The organism is Pseudomaricurvus hydrocarbonicus (assembly GCF_011602365.1).
Taxonomy (GTDB): Bacteria; Pseudomonadota; Gammaproteobacteria; order Pseudomonadales; family Cellvibrionaceae; genus Pseudomaricurvus; species Pseudomaricurvus hydrocarbonicus.
On the sequence record NZ_JAAONZ010000020.1, the window covers coordinates 29,041 to 49,794 of the forward strand.

The 20,754-nt window shown below is 55.7% G+C and carries 1 protein-coding gene; it reads left to right on the plus strand.

The features are described 5' to 3' along the window. Positions 1 to 396: 396 nt before the first annotated feature. The gene (locus G8770_RS19825; protein ID WP_167191185.1) at positions 397 to 20,685 is read left to right on the plus strand and encodes a hypothetical protein; all 20,289 of its coding nucleotides are present in this window, start codon (positions 397 to 399) and stop codon (positions 20,683 to 20,685) included. Positions 20,686 to 20,754: the final 69 nt, after the last annotated feature.

The following is a 20,754-nucleotide window of genomic DNA, read 5'->3' on the forward strand; positions in this document are numbered from 1 at the left end:
TTTTAAAAATAAATACTTACAAAACAGGCAGTTCCATTTGCGGGAACGCTAATTGCTTGTCACGTATTTCTTTGCTGTCATCCATTTACACAGCGCAATTATCTAAAGGTTCCCTCAGACCAGACAGGCACCTGAAGGGATTTCGGCCACGCCAAGCCGATGATGTAAGCAGGTTATGTAAAAATTTCGATTGATCACTCGCCCAATGCCCGAAACGGCTGTGAGGTGAGTTTCTTTTCAATACTGCTATCGATGTATAGCTGCGAAGTGCCTGAGTTGATAAAGGACGGTGTCCGACGATAGTGTCATGCAGCCTGACATACCTGACGTTGATAAATGGCTACGCATGAGTCGTTGTTCATCGATGTCCTCAGTTACCACGGATAAGGGTGAAAAATGGGTACTTCAATCACGTCGAAAATAAAGCGTTTCAGTCAGCGCAAATTGCCAGCGATTATCACCAGCATTAATCAACGCATTGGAGCACTCGGCGCGGGATTGGCCGCCTCGCAATCGGGTGCAACGCTCAAAAACAAGGCCTTGTTTTTTGAGACGCTGGAAACGCGATTGCTGTTGAACGCCGACCTTCCCGGTGTGGATTTGCTGGTCGCTGTTGATGCAGACCGGGACCATGATTTGCTGGTGCGGATGATTGAAGACCAGAAAACCACGGCGAGCGGATCAACCAGCGTGACCCGCCTGGAAGTGGTGGATCTGTCCAATGGCAATGAGATTCTGGGCCGAGCGAACGTCAATACTCTGAGCTCGCTGACGCTCGATTTGTCTGGTGGTGATGACCGTATCACGGTTGATACCCTGTCATTTGCCGATCACAGCCTTCCAGCCATCACGCTCTTGGGCGGCGGCGGCAACGATCAGCTGGTGGTCGAGGCGCTGTCGGACACGGTGTGGGAGATTAATGGCGACAACGCCGGCAGGGTCTCCGGCCCGCTCAACATTGACTTCGACAGTATCGAGACGCTGACCGGAAGCGCCAATAATCAGGACACCTTTATTCTCGGGGTCGACGGAGCCCTTACGGGGGCGGTGGACGGCGGCGATGCCGGCTACGATGTGCTGGAGATAGAGGGCTCTTACGCGTCGGTCACTTCCACTGTCTTTGATGCTGCCTCTGGGGTGATTGACCTGGATGGCAAGTTAATCACTTATGCCGGACTGGAGCCGGTCACCATCCAGAATGCGTTGCAATTTGTGCTGCTGGGCACCAGCGGTGACGATGCCGTGGTTTTGGAAGAAACCAACAACGGCAGTTTCCAGCTCAGAAGCGACAACGGTACCTTTGAAACCCATATATTCACCGGAGATGTGCAGACCATTGTGCTGGGCTTGTCGACGGGCAACGATTCCTTTACCTCGACGCTGACCAGTGACAACGCGTTTGACGGCAACCTTCTTATTCAGGAAACGGCCAATCTCACCCTGGGTGATATCAGCGGCCTGGCCGGTAACCTCACCATCGATACTCTGTCGGCCTTAAACGAGGCCGAGCCCGGACAGCTGGATTGGGACGGCTCGTCGGTCACCATTGCTGACAATGCCGTCATTAATCTCGGCGGGGATTTATCGATCACGGTCAATGCCAATACTGTGCAGAACGCCTCCACCATCCAGGAGTTTATCAGCGCGCCAATCGTCAAAGGCACTCTGGTGGTGGGTGATAATGTCAGCATCAATGCGGGCAATATCGATCTGCTGGTCAACAGCAACAATGAACGGCAGATGTTCCTGGGCATTGATACCCAGGCCTTGATCCAGCTGGCGCTGGATGACGCCAAAGTCGCTGAGCTGGCTGACGGTTGGGGGGCATTAACCTTCGCCAGTAACGGCGTGATTACCCGTGCCCAGGGCAGTTGGCTGGACGACGGCTTCGCCATTGGCCAGGACATTCAAATCAGTCTGGCGGACAATGCCAGTCATCAAACCTATAACATCACTGACGTCACCGCGACCACCGTGAGCGTTGCCCTGAGTCACGGCGCAACCATGCCCGCTGCCACGGAAACAGAAGCCGACTCCGGCATCCAGGTTACGGGCTATGGGTTTGATCGCGTGTCCGGTACCGATACGTTGGTGTTTGGTCTGGTGGAGGGCAGCGGCCTGTCCGGCATTGCCCGTCAGGTGCCAAGCGTTAATCCGGATGCGACCTTAACGGGCAATCCGGGTTTGGATTTTGTGCACAGTGACAGTGGCCCCGACAGCATCGTGCGGGCTGCGGGAACCTGGCTGGGGGATGGCTTCAAGGTGGGACAAACCATTGCCATTACCAACGCCGGTGCCAACAACGGCACCTATACCATAGCCGCGACCAACGGCACAGTACTTACCCTGGCGACAGGGGAAGTCTTGCAGGGTCAGCTCGGTGTCAGCGACGCGGCCATTAGAGGCCATCAGCTGGGCAATTTTATCGATGACGGGTTTGCCGCCGGTGACCTGATCGTGGTGCAGAATGCCGAGTTGAACAACGGCACTTACACCATCTCGGCGGTTACCGATACGCTCATTACCCTGTCGACCAGTGATGTGACGTCAGCGGAAACTGTTGACCTGAGTGCAGACGACGCCCCGAACCTCATCGTGCAGGTGGTGAAAAATGATTTGGCTCTGGCCAATGTGCCACTGGTGCTGATGGACGCCAATGGCAATGTGGTGCAAACCAGTGCCGGCGATGCCCTCAGTTTTACCCAGCAAGAATTGGAAGCGGCTTACGCGGCGTCTGCCGACAACGCTGCGATCAGCGAAGCCGATGTGCTGGCGTTCCTGGCGGACAACCCGATAACCGATATGCTCGGCGGCTTTGGCCTCAAAGTCTGGTGGAGTGACGTATCGGGTAGCATCACTTTGGGCCAGAATGTATCGCTGCAAGCCAGTGGCGATGTGAATATTCTGTCGACGGTACAGGTGGAGGTGGCGGCGTCGACGCCCAGTATCGTGGCCGGTGCCAGTGTCGTCGGTTCCGTGGTGGATGCTTCCGTAACTTTGCAAGAGGGGGTTGTCATCAATGCCGCGGGTCACGTTACGGTGGATGCCACGGCGGAAAATACCATGGAATCCAAGGTCTCGGTGACCTCCGGTTCCATTCAAAATCCCGGCCAGAGTGTGATCAGTGGCATCACCGGCTCGGCCACCGAGTCGGATCCCACGGGCTTTTCCAGTTTTACCGCGCCGCTGGTCTCCCAGTCTTTTCTCGGACCTTTGGGTTTTATCCGCGTACCTGGGCCCTCCCTGTCTGTGGCCGTGGGTATTGCCGATACCGACAGCTCAGTGCATCAGGCTGCCGGTGGCAAAATCCTGGCGAGCAGTGTCGATATTGCCGCCAACAATACCAATAACTATGCGGTGGAAGCGTCTTCCACCGTGTTTCAACCCGGGGCCAACATGGGGGTTGGGATCGGCGTGGCGGTCAGCGTCAATGATTCGGACAGTACTGTCACCATTGATGGCGACGTCATTACCCACGTCGGTCAGGAAGGGGATATCACCATCAGCGCCAGCTCGGTGAATGAGACCAATTCCGTCAGCTCGGCGGCCTGGGTGCGGGATGTGCCCCAGTCCGGGGGCGGTGCTGCGTCGCTGTTGGGTGGTTTTAGTGACAGCGTCAAAAATTTCCAAAATAACCTGCGCAACAACACTGCTCTCTCCGATTTGACCAATGAAAACCCTGGCAAGTTTGAGATGGCGGCGGCCATTTCGGTGCTGGTCAGTGCCAACACGGTCGACGTGATCATTTCGACAAAACCGGACGCCACCGGCAATGGCGGTGTGGTGGCCGATGGCAATCTCACGATCAGCAGTTACGCCGAACAAAACCCCGGTGTCGGGGCCGGTGGCTGTGCTGAGTCCGGTGGCGAAGTGGCACTGGCGGGCGGCATTGCCTTTGCCCGGTATGACAATACCGCCAACGTCACTGTCGCCGAGGGCGCACAGTTGCAAGCCGGTGGCGCCATGTCGCTGGCGGCCGAAGCGCAGGTGCCCAACCAAATTACCCTGGACGATACCTTTGTCACTGCTTTTACCGATGCCGAAAAGAAACGCGATCTCGCCATTGTCGCCGCCAATGGCGACGCGGATGCCATTGCCGAAGCCAATGTGGCGTTTAATGAAGAAATTGCGGCCGCCTCGCAAAGCCTGATTAAAACCCTCTTTGATGCGGTGGGGTTACGCAAGTGGGGGCTGGCGGGTCTGGAAGGCAGCTTGTTTACTACCTACATTAACTCCGGTGCCGGCGGCGAATACGCTTCCAATGCCCAGGGCGATCAACAGACGGTACTGGACGCCAACGGGCGTGCCGTCCTGAATGGCGATGGTACGGCAAAAACCACCACCCGGGCCGACGCCAAGCAGGCAAGCGACTACGCCCTGGCCGGCAACATCAATATTTTTGAAGTGCACAATCAGGCCGAGGTGGTGATTCAGGGTGCGGCGATTTTGGACGCGGACGATGATCTGACGATTGCCAGTAAGGCCGAAGCGGAAAGCGTCAATGTCACCGGTTTGACCAGTGTCTGGGATATTTTCTGGTCTCGCTTTGGCACCAGCAGTAACGACGGCGCATCCACCAGCGGAGCCAAAGCCGGTGTGGGTGCCAGTGTGGCCGTACGGGTATTTGATAACACCGCCCGCAGCACTGTTCTGGGTGACAGCGAGCTCAGTTCTTCGTCGGGCAGTGTGGCTATTTCAAGTAACACACGGGATTTGGCGGTTAACCTGAACGAAATGGGTTCCGATGGCGGCGAAGTCGGCATTGCCGGCAGCGTTGCGGTGGATGTCATCAGCACCACCACCGAAACCCTGGTGGATGAGTCGGCCCGTCTGTCGGCCTGGAACGATGTTTCCCTGACCGCCGACAGTGACTTTCTGCAAATCAATGTCGGCCTGGCGGGCACCCGGGTCGACGGTGGTGTGGCCATCGGTGCCGCCATCAGTGTGGATGTGATCGACACCACCACCCAGGCCATGGTGATGGATCTGGATGGCAGTGTGATTGATAACGCGGCGGCGATGACCGACGCGGACCTGGCGAACATCCAGGCGGGCCACGATGTGTTTGTCACCGCCGCCGCTCAACAGGTGATTGTCGGCGCTCAACTGGCAGGCGCCATGCAGGCAGACCCTGCCTCCGACAGCGGATCGGGTTCGAGTGGACCTCAGTGGGATTATGAGTGGTCAGGTACCAGCAATCTGATCAACAACAACAGCAGTGCCGCCACCCGCGGCGGTAGCGCGACCTCCACCGATAACGGCAAGGAAATCGGCGCCGCCGGTGCGGCCAGCGCCGTCATTTCTTCGGCGTCGGTGCATGCGGCTATGGGCTCTGGCAGTTCCGTCAGCGCGGGCAACGCGATCGACATCAGCGCCGACTTCGACGCCGACACCATTCTGGTGGAAGGCGGGGGCTTGCTGGATTTAACCGCCGAGGGCACCGACCTGGCCATTGCTGGCGCGGTGGGAGTGACGGTGTTTACCCGCGACGTTGACGCCAGCGTGCAAAACGCAATCGTTTACGGCAATGACCTGACTGTGGCGGCCGCCCAGCGAGATCTGTTGGTCGTGGTCTCGGCCGGTGGCGCCGGTGGTGCCAAGACCGATACCGCGGTGGGGATCTCGGGCAACATCCATGTGCTGGATAACCAGATTGATGCCGAGATCAATGGCGGTTTCATTCGCCTCGATCACGATGCCTGGGTGGGGGCGGAATCCGATACCTTGTTGGTCAGCGTGGCCGGCGCCCTGGGCTTTACCCTGGATGGCACCGGTGTGGGGGCGGCGATTGGTATCTCCCACGCCAACAGCGATGTGTCGGCCCTGATCAACGATGCCGATATTGAGGTCGGTCACGATGTGATCGTTTATGCCCACCATGGGCATCAGGTGGTGTCGGTCGTCGCCAGCGCCGGTATCGGTTTGGAAAACGCCGGTGCAGGACAGCTGTCGTTACACTTGTTGACCGGTGATACGGATGCCCGCATTGGCGGTGATTCCCAGATTCAGGCGGACAACAACATCGGTGTGATTGCCGATGGCCAGGTGCAAATGACCACGGTCACCGGCGGCCTGGCGCTGGGTGGTGATCTGGCAGTGGGAGTTTCCCTGTCGAGCTCGGATATTTACCAGCGTCGCGTGACGGCCACGGTGGGGGACGGGGTGAACTTGTTGTCCGGCAGTCAGGGGGACACCACGACGCTGGGCAAGGCGCAACTGGGGAGCGGGTATGCCGGTGATACCCTGATCCTGAACGGGGTGCTGGTCAGCGCCAACGCCGATGACGACATCATCAATATCGTCGTCGGGGTGGCTCTGTCGGAAGATCAGGCCTTACAGGGCTCGGTGTTGGTGGATACCAATGAAACCTATGTCTACAGCGGTATCGGCACCGAGCTTTATACCAATGGCCAGGGTATGGCGATGTATCGCGCCGCCGGCAGCAGTGACCGTCACGCGATTGTTACCACCAACAACGGTGGTGATATTCAGGTGCAATCGAGCTACGACTATCTGGGGGTGAATATCGTCGGTGGGGTCGCGGGCAGCATCAGCAAGTTTGCCGTCGGTGCCTCGCTGGATGTGTCGGTGCACTGGCGTGAGGTGGCGGCCGAAATTGGTGGATACAGCGTTCTGGATGCCGATGGCTCGGTACGGGTAGATGCCCAATTGCATGCGACCCATGTCTATGTGATTTTCAATGCGGGCTTGTCCGGTGGGGGTTCGGCGGGCGCCGGGGCGGTCTCTGTGCCGATTTATAACGATACGGTAAACGCCTTCGTGGGTGGTCATGCCCATCTGGTTGCGGGTGATGACGTGGCGGTTATCGCCGGGCATGAGTTCGAGCATACGGCGGTGAACGTTGCGTTAGCGGCAGCGGGCGGAAATTTTGCCGGCGGGGTTTCACTGGGAGTGGTGGTACAAAACGATACGGTCCATGCGAGTGTTGGCACTGATGCGGTGCTAGAGGCCGGCGATACCATTTTGGTGGCGGCGAGCAGTGACGCGAAGCTGGCGGATGCCTCCGGTGGTATTGCGGTGGGTGGCAAAGCCGGTGCTGGTGCCAGCGCCTTCCTGCTGGTGCGCAATGATGACGTGCGCGCTGAAGTGGCCACCGGGGCTGCCTTGACCGGGCTGGCACTTGGCAGCGGCTTGAGCCGCACCACCGCGGCTGGAACCACCACCTACCGCGGCGTCGGCGTGGTCGCCGAGTCCAGGGAAAAACTGGTGGGTGTTGCCATTCAGGGCAGTGGTGGGGGCACGGCCGGTGTTGCCGGTGCCGTGCCGGTGTCTGTTATTACGGAAACCACGCTGGCGCATGTGCACGATGGTGTGTCGATCAACGCCGGTCACAATATTTACGTCATCGCCAAGGATGACACCGAGCTTTATAACATCGCCGGTAACGTCGCCGGGGGCGGCACTGCGGCGGTAGGGGCGAGTATTGATATTGCCAGTGTCACCAAAACCACCCGGGCCAGTCTTGGCGATCCTGACGATGGTAGCGCCTACGTCGCGACCGATATCGGGGTGACGGCAGAAGCCGGTGGCAACATTGTGGTCGAAGCCTTCGCTAAAGAGCAAATCGTGTCGGTGGCGGTGGGTATCGCCGGTGCGGGCACCGCAGCGATAGGTATAAACGGCAGTGTCTATGTGTTGGGTCTGAATACCCACGCCTCCATTGGTGAGAATGCCGATGTGCTGGCCGAAGGTTCGGTGGTGGTCGACGCCCTGCAGGACACCGAAATCGATATGATTGGTGCTTCCCTGGCCGGGGCCGGTACCGCGGCCATTGTTGGTACTTTCGATATCCCCATCGTCACCAAGGCGGTAACGGCCACGGTGCTCGACGGCGCCGAGGTGGTGGCCCGGGGTAATCTCACCGGCATCACCACCCACACTGGTACCGTCAGTTCCAATGCCAGTGGTGCAGGCTCCAATTTCATCAATACCGAGTCCGGCTCGGTCAGTACCCCCACCGATGTGATCGATGGCAGTTTGAATTTGTCCATCCCCCAGGTGGATCAATCGGAAGCCGGTATGTACCTGGCGCGGGATTACTCGGCGGATACGGCAGTTGTCACCGGTGTGTCGGTGACGGCCACAAGCCTTGACGATCTGCAAGCCATCACCGGCGGTATCGCCATCGCCGGTAATGCCGGGATCGCGGTGGTCGCCGGGGTAGATGTCGCGGATATCACGACCTACGCCACGGTCGCCGACGGTGTGACCATTAACCTCAATAGCGACGGTCTGGCCAGTGAGAATCAATCGGTGACCATTGCCGCCGGCAGTGCACTGGATCATATGGGGGTACTGGCAGCTATCGCTTTGTCCGGTGGTGGCAGCGTCAGTCTGGTGGGCGATGTGAAAGCCTTGACCACCGATACCCGCGCCAGCGTCGGTGACGCCGATGTCTATGCCAACAACGATATTGTGATTACGGCGGACACCGAGGAGGATTTGCAGTCCCTGGTGCTGTCCATTGCCGGCGGTTACATCGCGGTCTCTCCGGCGGTCACGGTCATTTCGCTGGACGCCACCACCACTGCCTCGGTGGCGGCGGGCGCGATGCTGGATGCCGATAACAATGTGCTGATCGTGGCGAGTCATGACACCAATATCGATACCCTCAATGGCGGTGTGGCCGGGGGCGTCGGGGCGGTCAGTCCGGGGGTGGGTGTGATGGTGGTGGAGAAAACCACCACCGCCACGGTCGGCGACAATGCCCAGGTTGATGCCAGGGCACTGTACAACAGTACCGACGGTATTCAGGGCCTGGCGGTGAAGGCCACTTCCAGCGAAAACCTGGATCAGGTTGCTTTTGGTGCCGCCGCTGGCATCGTCGCCGTGGGCGGTTCGGCGGCCGTGCTGGAAGTGGATTCTGACACCATTGCCGGGATTAACGGCGGTGCACGCATCAATCAAAAAGGCTATTCAGCGGATGCGGCCCCCTTGGATCAACAGAACGTTGAGGTGAGCGCTCACAATGTTCTTGAGGTCGATGTGGTGTCCGGCGGCATGGGCATTGGCCTGATTGGTGCCGGTGTCGGTGTCGGGGTGCTGACCGTGAACAACGATACCGCCGCGTACCTCAATGGCAGCGTCAGTGCCGAGGACGATGTCTCGGTGACGGCGTTGTCTGACCAAAATGTCCACGGTGTGATTTTTGGGGGTGCCGGTGGCGCCGGTGCACTGGCCGTCGCAGTGGGTATTTTTGACATCGGTGGGGATAAAAGCGGCAGCGGTTACACCTACACCGACGGCAATGGTGAACAGGTGCAGAGTGAAGCGACCACCGCACCCAGTGGTCAGGATGAGAATGACAACTCCACGTCCAGCATCGACCCTTCGACGGATTCCAAAAATGCCATCAACTCGGGTGTCGGCGAACTTCTATCCAATTTGGGCCCCGGCGCTGGCAGCAGCGGCGATGACAATCTGGATAAACTCAATACCAGCTCTTCCACCATCACCACCCAGGTGGAGGCGCCGCCGACAGCGAATATCAGCACCACCAACAGCATCCCAACCGGCACCAGCGCGCTCATCGGTGCCAATGCGGTGATCACATCGACCGGTGGCAATGTCACCGTTCTGGCTTACCAGAACGCCGAGTTTGAAGCGGTGGTGGGTGGGGCCGCCATCGGTGGTGTTGCTGCATCTGGGGGTGTTGGGGTGGCGACTTTGGACAATGACGTGCTGGCCAGAATCAGCGCTGGCGGCATTATTTACGCCGTCGGTGATGTGTCGGTGAACGCGGTGCTCAATGAGCAGGCAGAATTCACCGGCTTCGCCGGCGCCGGCGCCATTGGCGTGGCACTGTCGGCAACGGTGGTGTCCTTGTCGGACTACAGCTCAGTCACCGCTGAGTTGGGCGGCACCATTCTCCAGGCCGGCGATGTGTCGGTGCTGGCCAGTTCCAACATTGGGCTCTACGCCGAAACCATCCAAATCTCGGCTGCCGCGTTTGGGGCCGGGGGTGGCGCAGCCACCATCGTGTCCAGTGACGGTCATACCAGCGCCGCGCTGCTGGATGGCACCGTCATTGGCAATGTTGACACACCCACAGCGGTCGAGAATGTCACGGTGCAGGCCATCGGCCTGCTGGAAATTGCCGACATTGATCGCGGCAGTGGCGATAACAATGCCATGGCCACCGGCGGCAGCGCCGGTGGCATTGCCGTGTCCGTCGGCTATTCAGGCGCGACGGACAAGCGCGATACCCTGGCTTACATCGGTGCGAACGCCGATGTCACCGCCTACAGTAAAGTCGAGGTGCAGGCGGACAGTTCGAGTAACCTGGACATCGTCACCAAAGGCGGCGCTGGCGGCGCCGTGGCAACCGGATTGATGTTCGCCAATGCGCTGATCACCGATTCCTACACTTCGGCCACCATCAAGAGCAACAGCCGGGTTCGTGCCACCGATATCACCGTGGCGGCCAAGGGCGACAAACTGGCCAATGCGCAAACCCTGGCGGTGGCGATTGGTGGTGTGGCGGTAGGTGGAACCAATGCAACGACAGAGGTGGTGGCGAACGTCGATGCCGCAGTGGACACCGCTGTCGAGATGATCGCCGATCAAAGCATCACCGTTAAAGCCGAGAGCGATATTGAGGGCGATGCGTTTGTTGAAGCGGTCAGTGTTGGGATCGTATCCGCCGGTGGCACCGACGGTATTGTGACCGTCACGCCTACCACCACAGTTGCGATAAACGACAACGCCCGTTTGTCTTCCGGTGGCGGGATTGCGGTGTACACCAAAGCCGGTCAGGCAGAAGTACTGGTGTCGACGGAAGTCAATAATGATTACCTGCTGAACGATAACTTGGTCAAGATCAACCGCCGCGACGTGAATACCGAACAGTTACTGGGTTACCAGATTGACCCGGCAACGGGCGAACCCGAGTATGAACTGGATGAAAATGGCGAGCCAACCGACACCGTAATTCTGGTTTACGGCAACAGTGACGGCAGCTGGAGAACCGCTGCAAATGATCCGGTGGCGGCTGATGCGGTGCAAATGCTGTATGAAATTTTAAATCTGCAAACCGGGGATGTGATTCAGTTGCATGAGGTGGGAACGCCTTCTGCTGACCCGATAGCAGAGCCCGTGGGTGGGGAATATCTGGATCGAAACCTGTCGGTGATTCGCATAGATCGTGAGACCGTTTCCATCGGTACTGTCATCCTGGGGCAGGATTTCGATGTTGACCGGGATACCATCACCGTGCAGCAGCCTCACAATTTTGTCACCGGTGATGTGGCCACTATTACCGATCCGCAAGCCTTGGTGTTTGATGGCAACAGCATCAATTATGACAATGAGGGCACCATTCGTGTCCCTGCCAATGCCATTTATATCCCCAATCATGGTTTGCAAAATGGCGATGCGTTTGTGTATTCCGCCGGTGATGTGGCCATTAAGGGGCTGGTGGATGGCGAAACCTACTACGCCATTACCCGCGGCAGTGATTACCTCGCGTTTGCCGCGAGTGTTGAAGATACCTACTCCGGAGTGCAAAGGCCAATTGACCTGACTCGCTGGGGCGATCAGGACGGCAGCATTGCTGTCTCTGGAAACCTTGTCTATGGTGCCGGTGATGTTCGCTACGCTGACTGGGTGTCGCAGGACAGCGGACAACCGGGCAACAGCTTTTACATTCCCGAACACAGCCTGGCGACCGGCGACACGGTCACGTTCGCCGGTGTGGAAGGAGTGGGCAGTAACTGGGCCGGAAAAACCTTTTATGTCATTGCCCAGGGCAGTGATTTTATCCAGTTGGCACAAACCCGGGGCGATGCCCTGATGGGCCAGGTCTTCGATCTGGAAGTAACCTTTGAGCCCGCGCTGTATTACTTCACACAATCCCAGTTCGACAGCAGCCAGGTGAATGTGACAGACAACAGTATTTTGCTGGAAAATTTCACGTTTGCGATTGGCGATCAGGTCCGCTATTTACCCGGTGATGACAGTGTCGGAGGCCTTTCAGGTGAAGACAGCTATCGGGTCGCGTCGGTCGATGGTCAATGGGTCACGTTCGAGACACTGGATAGTACCCCGGTGGATATTACTTCCGTCGGCAACGGCAGCATTGCCATCTCCAACGTGGTGGATTTTCACCCGCAGTGGATCACGGGGGATGACTATAATCTCGATGACAACCATCTCGATGACAACAACCTGGATAACGACGGACGGGAGATACCCCCGAACAGTCTCTACGACCCAAGACATAGTTTACAGACGGGTGATCAGGTTCGGGTCAGTGTTCCTGCTCAGTCGGGTATCTCTGGACTGACGCACAACGCATTTTACTTCGTTATCGTTACCGGTGATTACCTGCAGTTTTCATCTTCATTGGACAACGCCCTGGCAGGTATTGAAATTGATTTGTCAGCATCTACGGCCACAACAGCAACTTACGTTCAGCAGCAAGCCTTTGACTATAACGATGTGCAATTTGATGCGGGCGTTGATCAAGATGCAACCTTCAATAACAGTATCCGCGTTGCCGGCCACAGTTACACAACCGGCATGTTGGTTGAAATCAATACCGGCGATGTACCCGTAGCGGGTTTGTCTTCCGGCGCTTATTACGCGATGGTTATTGATGAAAACCACATTCGCCTGGCCACCTCACAGCTCAATGCGGACACTGGTGTCGGAATTGAGCTTGAGTCTCTGGGAACGCCGTTTATCAATGCATCCGGGGTCTTGGAAATCAACCTGGGTGAACAGCGAATCACACCCTTGCTGGATGATGGTTTGTCTGGGCAATACCGCGTAACCGTCATCGATAACTTTACCTTCAAACTGCAGCAACTCAGTATTAACAATGCCAGTGACACGCTTAATAACACAGACTTCGATCAGGTGGGGGTGAATAAAAATCCGGGCGATATCCTATGGGATGGCGGTTTTCGTTCAAACGCATTCCAGGTGGGTGATTACATTACCTACTACGAAGACGGTTTGGTGGAAACCGTGTCGGCCTCCATGTTGGGACTGGTGGCGGTAGAGATCGATTTTGAGCGGGGTAATGGCAATACAACGATCACCCAGTACCAATTCGAAGAAGGCTCCAACAACCTGTATGTACCAGCACATGGTTACATCACCGGTGACATTGTGGAGTACCAATCTGCCAATGGAAATGCCGGAGGTTTAACCGCGATCAATCCCGGTCGCTATTCCGTGGTGGTGGTGGATGAGAATCTGTTCACCCTGCATTATCTGGTAGCCGACGGAACCCATAATGTCGGCGATGAAGTCAATGTCTGGGAAAACATTGAATGGTACGAATTCAATCCGAGCTTCTACGGTATTGACGAAGACATAAACCCACTGCTCGATCTGGGCTCCATCCATAAGATCGTTAATGATCAGGTTGTTGGGGTGGATGGCTTGATTCACGGTCACGGCTATTACGTCATTGATAAGGTCGGCGACGATGGCTATCTCAATCTCTCACTGACCCGGGGCGGTGAAGCGCTGGTGTTTGTTGCCCGTGAAGGCAGTGTCACCTTCAGCCGTGAAGGTTTGGACTTATCGCGGTCGTGGGGTGAATTTCAAGCCTTGCTGGATTTCAGCGATCTGGCCGGTAAAAACATTGAGTTGATGGGCGCCGACGGTATTGACCTCAGCGAGGTGTTGAACGATGTCGGTGACAGCAAGTCTTCCCTGACACTGCGTAACACCAGCGGTGGTGCGATTAATGCTGGAACCAGCGTCGGTCAACTGGATATCAATGTCACCTTGGATACTACCATTGAGGGAGAGCTACTGGCTGACGGTTCCATCAGAGTCGACTCTGAAAACAAAACCTTTGGCTCCATTGATAACCAGCTCGTCGGTATCGGTGTGCTGGGCGGTGGCAAGCGCACCGAGTCGTTTCTTGATTACACCGAAAACCAGACGATTCACATTACCAATGCGGTACTTGATGCCGGTTATAGCATGGTCATCAAGTCTGAAACCGCGCCCAACATGACCACCGTCGCTAACGGGCGCGGGGGCGGTCTGGTGGACCTGAACTTTGCCAACGCCGATACCACGGTGAATATTGAGCAGAATAAAATTTTTATAGACGGTACTTCGCAATTACTGGCGGGCGGCCGCGAGGTTACGGATTTTGACGGGGAACCTCTGCCGGGTATGAGCATTCAGGCAATTACCGGTGGGCTGGCAAGTAATTCTTCCACCGCCTCTAACGGCGGCGTGGTTGCGGGTTTGCAAATTAATGCTCGCGGTGCCTACAAAACTTCCTTTACCGCCAATACTGGCGTGTCGATCGTCGACCAGGCCAGTCTGGAAGCCTATGAGCTTTTGATCGAATCGAAAAATACCGGCATTGACCTGGATTCTACGGCGCACTTGAGTATGGGCGGGCTCTTTGCTGGCGGTACCGCGGCGGCCATGATTTCCAGTAACCTTACGGCAGATATCACCCTGGCTGGTGCGGCGTCTCTGACTGGTCGCGATGGGGTTAAACTCAATGCCTTAAATTATGATAACAGCTTCAATACCAACACCACTATGTACATTATTGCCTTGGGGGGTGGCGAGGGCTGGTCGAAGTCAGACGTGATTACAGTTTCCAAAATAACCGCTGAGGCTGGTACCCGTGTGTATGCCGGCGCGGATGCAAGTAACCCTGCGGGCCTGGAAGTTCGTGCCGAGGATTTTGGTAACAATATTGACAGCAGCGCTTTTCAGGCAATGATTGGTTCCATTCATAAAAATAATACCCGTACGCCGACTTCGTCCGTCAACTGGGATGCCGATGTCCACATCTTCGCCAGAAATACTGGTTTCGGTTTGGAGGTGGACGCCAGCGGCAAAATTATTTCTACCAATGGCGTGACAATCAGTGATTACACCGTGGGTGATACGATTGCTGAGGATTACTTTTTCATTAACGATATCGCAGGCACACGAAATACTGATTTAGCTGAAATTTGGATTTATGCAACTGGATTAGGGACAAATTCAGTGAGTGGTAGCGAGGGCACTTTTTACTATAGCGCTTCATCGGATCCTCTTCAGATTGTTAATCATTCCGACAAAATAATGTATGTAGGAAATATTGATGTTCTTGGAAATCCACAGTGGGGCGAATATGACTCAGATGTGACAATTTATGTGCAGGGAGAAGAGTCAAACACCAGTTCGCGAGCACTGGCGTTTGGTATCGAATTCGAGGATTCAGGCACTGACATTGAAATTCTAAGCAGCGGTGCCGCTGTTGTGACGGGCGTGATAGAGAACCGCAAAGGAAGCACCAGTATTACCTCACTCAACAGTAGCGTGTTATTCAGCTCGTTGTTTGGTAATCCCGTTTTGCGCAGCAAGGACGTGTACCTGTCTGCGGAAGAAGGTAGTATTTTTGCGAACATAGATCTGATTGACGACGGCACAGGAAACAAATTTGAGATCAAGGCGCTGGATCAAGTTGATTTAACCCTGCAGTCATGGGTGATCAACGGCAATGCTGATGAAATGTATTATATGGTTTTGCCGGAGCTTAGCGTGGAGGCAGATGTTGATATCACTATTGAAGCTGCTCAAGTGGTCAATCCCACCAGCGTTAGTGGTGGGACCATCAAAGTCTATAGCTTTGCTAACGATGGTGCACCGATAGAGTCGGAGTCTGGACTCTATAGTGGCAGTTATCGGCAAGGGAAAACAGACATTCCAGTGTCCATATCAAGTGGTGGTGGAACTCTGGGGGGGGGTTACACAACGACTTATGCCTACATGGATATTAGCGCAGCCAGCATCTCAATATTGGGAGATTCTATAGACGATTTCGAACATGCCATTCAAATCGGTTTACGTTCAAACATTGCAGACAGTGGGCGAGTTGATGTACTTTCAGACTCTTACGTCATTGTTGAAGAAACCGACGGTGATCTTCAGGTAGGTCGCATCGAGTCGACCGAAGACAATGTCGATTTAATTACTTGGCGTGGTTCTATCCTGGATGCTGATAACAGTAATGAGCCTAACGTCATTGCAAAAAACAAAATCAGCCTGGGAAGCAGCGACACGATTGGACGTTTTGATAACGCTCTCGATATAGACGGCAGTACCATTAATTTTTCGGCAACGGGTGATGTGGCGTTGGTGGAAGTGGATGGAGATATAGTTCTCAATCTGAATTATTATGATAACACTACTGCCAGCGGCAATATCTTTTTAGAAGCCCTTAGCGGCAGTATCCGAAGTTCAAATTTCATTAACGATACTGCCTTTTTAGTGGGTGGTTCTATTGAATTGATCGCCAGGAATGGGAGTATTGGTTCAGAAAACGTAAGTCTGTCAATAGACAGCAGTTTAAACGAACCAAAAAGTGTGACGCTCTACGCCAGAGATGATGTTTACGTTAATGAAAACAGTGGCACATTAACGATTGCTTCGGCGGTATCGGAATCAGGAACGGTGTCTGTTTCAGCGCTCAACACGTCGATCTATATAAATGCCCACCTAAACAAACTGTATGACGATCTCGTTACCTATTGGGGTTCAGAGGATCAGTTTGGCCAGTCACGTCTCAATGCCAGTGGTTGGGAAATACGTGCTTATTATAATACCGGTGATGGTAAATTCTTTGACTTCCTTGGTGAATCTGTTGAGGGCATTAATAGTGTCCAGCGTTTGATTGATGTCGCAGGTGATTTACTTGCCAATGCTTTAGAGCCTGAGGCGGAAAACTCTTCCGTCATTTTACTCAGCGATGTAGGCATTATTGAGGCTGCCCAGCAGGTGTTTGTTGAGGCAATAGACGATATTCACCTCATGCAGGGAAGCCGGATCTATGCCGGTGACACCTTAAGCATTAAAGCGGATCAGAGCGTTTGGTTGCCAGTGACAGATAGCTTTTATGCGACAAGCGCTATTGGAACTCCACCATCTTATATCGAGATCGAGGACAACCCAACTCAAAGGCTTGAGCGTTTTGCTGAGGCTTATGAGAACGTTTCCGTTCAACAAATATTCCGGGGAAGCTATATAGAGTATATCCAGACGGGTGAGTACGAAGTCATTCCTTCATCGGGTGCCGGTGTTGAGATTCTGGTTGAGGGATCCATCTCCACCGAGAATGGTGCCTTTATTCATACGGGTGTCGATGCAGATACCATTCATTTCCTCAGGGCGACCTTGGCCGGTGAGGTAACGGCGTACGGTCATGGTGGTGACGATGCCCTGCGAGTCACCGAGCTTGTGGCTATGGCTGACCCCATCGCCAGCCAGGTCGACGGCAGCATCACCGGCCGCGATGTACTCAATCTGGTGGGCGGTGAGGGTGTCGATGACGTCACTGTCTTTACCCACGGTTCCGGTGATACCACCAACGAGTATGTGATCAACGTCGACAGCGACGCGGTGGATAGTGTGGTGATCCACGGCGCCGATGACAGTGACGATATCTTCCTGATGCGTGAAACGCTCGGCGTTGCCAGTTACCCCGGCAGTTTCAACATGGTTTCCGTGATCAACGGCACGCTGGCAGAGGCGACCACCAGCGGTGGTCCCGAGAGTGTGCAACGCATCAATATCAGCACCAACCTCGATCGTCTGTGGGTCTCCGGTGGCAGTGGTGAGGACTACTTCGCGGTAGACAGTTTTATCCACACCGAACTGGTGTTTGCCGGCGGTGACGGTGCGGATACCTACGCCTTGGGTCAATTCTTTGGCAGCAAACGCGATGCCGGAGCCCAGGTCGCGGCGCTGGATCATTTTGGCACGACCACCCAAACGCTTAACAGCAGCGCTGTGGAAGTCAGTCCGTCCAGCGAACAGCCGGTACTGATCCTTGATGGCTACAATGCGATGACTGGCGAGTTTGAGGATAAGGTCATCGTCAGTGAGGCACAACATGTGCCGCTGGGTGTGAACCGCGCTGAATTGAAAATGGTGGGCGCGGTGCTGATGCCGGGCGAGCTGAACGAGATCACGTTTGAAACGCTACCCGACGGTGGCGAGATACTCATCGATCAGGATGCCCTGCTGATCGTGCAGGATACATTGACCAGCGATCAGGCCAGTATCGAGTTGGAATTCACCGCCGGCGACAGTGACATTACCGGCTTTGCCTTCGGCACAGACTTGAATGCCATTGAGATGATTGGGCTCGACAGTGCGGCCAGTGTGACCTGGTCTCTCGTTAACGGGGCCCTGATTGCCAGCAACGGGGAAGACGATGTTCTTCGACTCGACATCGTCGCAGATCCTATTGTGGCCAATACCAGCGGTACTGTCCGGGTGACGGCTACCATGATGGGGGCTTTCCGCCATGAGAGCATCGTCAATGTGGATTCGCTGGCGATCACGGGCATTACCCTGGTGGCGACGGATACCGCCGCCAATCAAACCAGCAACAGCCTGCGGGTCATTGTGGGTGATGTTTCGCCTACGTTAACGGTCTCGGGGGGTGGCGTTAACGGGCTGGCCAATGAGGTGTTGAGTGGCAGCTGGAATGCCGAGGTGGGTGCCGATGGCCTGGGGGCCTACACCGTGACCGTTGATGGGGCTGACTATGGTTTGGATGAGGCCATTGCGATCTTCCGAGAGGGGGGGCAGATAGCGACGCTGAAGGTGATGTCCAACGGGGTCTGGGAAATCACCGCCACCGACCTGCTGCAGGATCTGTACATTAATCGTCACTACGACATCCGCTTCGGGCTGACGCTGGCCGACAGCGATCGGGACAGTGCGAGCGCCTTTGCCACCGTGACCCTGTCAGGATCGAAAGTGCCTGATATCGCTGCGATCGGCGAAGACGCCTTCCTGAGTGTCACTGACACGGCCAGCACGGATGTGAACAGTGTGGAGTTGACTTACACCGCCGGTGGCCTTGATCTGGTGGCGGTGGCCTTTGACAGCGACTTGTCCACCATTGTCATTGAGGGTCTGGACGATAATGCCGTGATGACCTGGTCGATCATCGATGGCGCCCTGATAGGCAATAACGGTAGCGCCGATGTGATCAAGCTGGAGATCACTGCAGACCGGATAGCCGCTCTCAGCAGTGGCACCGTCAGTGTGACAGTAACTCTGCTGGGTGCTCTGGCCCACGAAGACAACGTCAACGTAGACGTGTTGACGATCAGCGGCATTGGCCTGGTGGCGACCGATAGCGAAGGCTTTGAGTTGCAGCAGAGTGCTGCGGTTACCGTCTATGACAGCTTGCCGGCCATCGACGCCGAAGCGCTGATTCCCCAGGTACTGCAAGGTGAAACTATTCGCGGCACCTGGACCTTTGACGCGGGCGCCGACGGTTTGGGACGATTTGGCGTCAGTGTCGACGGAGTGGACTATACTCTGGATTCACCCATCGCACTTTATGGCGATGGCCGCCAGATCGGTGCATTGACGGTGGCGTCTGATGGCACATGGCAGCTCGTCGCCCTGACGGATTTGTGGACCGTTGACGGCGCGGCGACGCGGTATGATCTAAGTGTTGAGATCAGGGTCATAGACCGTGATCAGGATACGGCGGCGGTACAGTTTGATTTGGCTGTTGAGGTACCGGCTGTCGTCTTTGCCCAGATTGACACTGGCGTTGTTGTGGTCGATGAAGACCTGATTATCGACGAGACGTCTATTGATCTGACGGTTAAGACCGGCACTTTTGCGCTGGCGACGGTCGCGTTCGATACCGATACGTCGTCCATACAGATAGATGGATTGGATGATGCGGCGGCGATCAGCTGGCGCATTGATGCCACGGGTGCGTTGATTGGCCATGACGGGACAGAGGATGTGATTCAGCTGACTCTGACCTACGACAATCTGATTCAGGCCGAGTCTGAAGGCGTGGTGAGATTAACCGCTACCTTGTTAGGGGCCATGTCTCACGAAGATTTCGTCAACGTAGACAGTTTGTCGATCAGCGGGGTAGCACTGATTCTCAAGGATGGCTGGGGTTACACCGTCACACAAACGGTAGGGGTTACGGTGCTGGATGACCAGCCGGTAGTCGGCTTATCGAGCAGTGACCACATTGGCAATGACAGAGGTGGTGAAGTTCACAGCGGCAGCTGGAATGTGGATATGGGAGCCGATGCTGGCGGTACCATCATGGTGCTGGTCAATGGTCAGGAATTTGCCATTGGTGAAACCATTGAGTGGGTCGTGGGTACGGATTATGTCGGCGACCTAACGCTGCACGAGGATGGCTCCTGGACTTTTGTGGCTCAGAAGAAAACGTACGACGAGACCGCGCTGGTCATGGATATGAGCTTTGAACTGGTCGCAATTGATGCCGACGGTGATCGGGTATCCGCCCAGACAACGTTCACCGTGACGCGGAATCTGGGTCGGGCGAATAACGGCGTAGGCAACGGCCTGGATTCACAGCCACCGGGTAACCCGCCGGAAAATGATACTAACGATGCGGTCCCGGGTAGCCCGGGGAATCAAGGTGGAGCGGATTACGACAGTGATCTGGTGGTCTCGACTTTGGAATTGGACAGTAGCGAAACACAAACACTCATCATGGTGACTGCGGCCGGCGCAACACCATCGGTTGCACCGCAAGAAGAAACGGATGAAATCTGGATTGTGGATGACGTCAGCACAGCGCTGGAGAGGTTGCTCGATGCCGAGTCTGCACCCTTAAACCTGGTATCTCAATCGTCAATGACGGCCGTGGGCGAAGAGTGGACGGTCCTGTAATCGGGTCGCTTTTACATTCGGTGTCTTTGCAAGGGCTGTGATCATCACGATCGGGCCCGCACAACGTAC

Bases quoted from the DNA above. Each gene is read 5' to 3' on its own strand.
- G8770_RS19825 (WP_167191185.1), top strand. From the start codon at position 397: ATGGGTACTTCAATCACGTCGAAAATAAAGCGTTTCAGTCAGCGCAAA.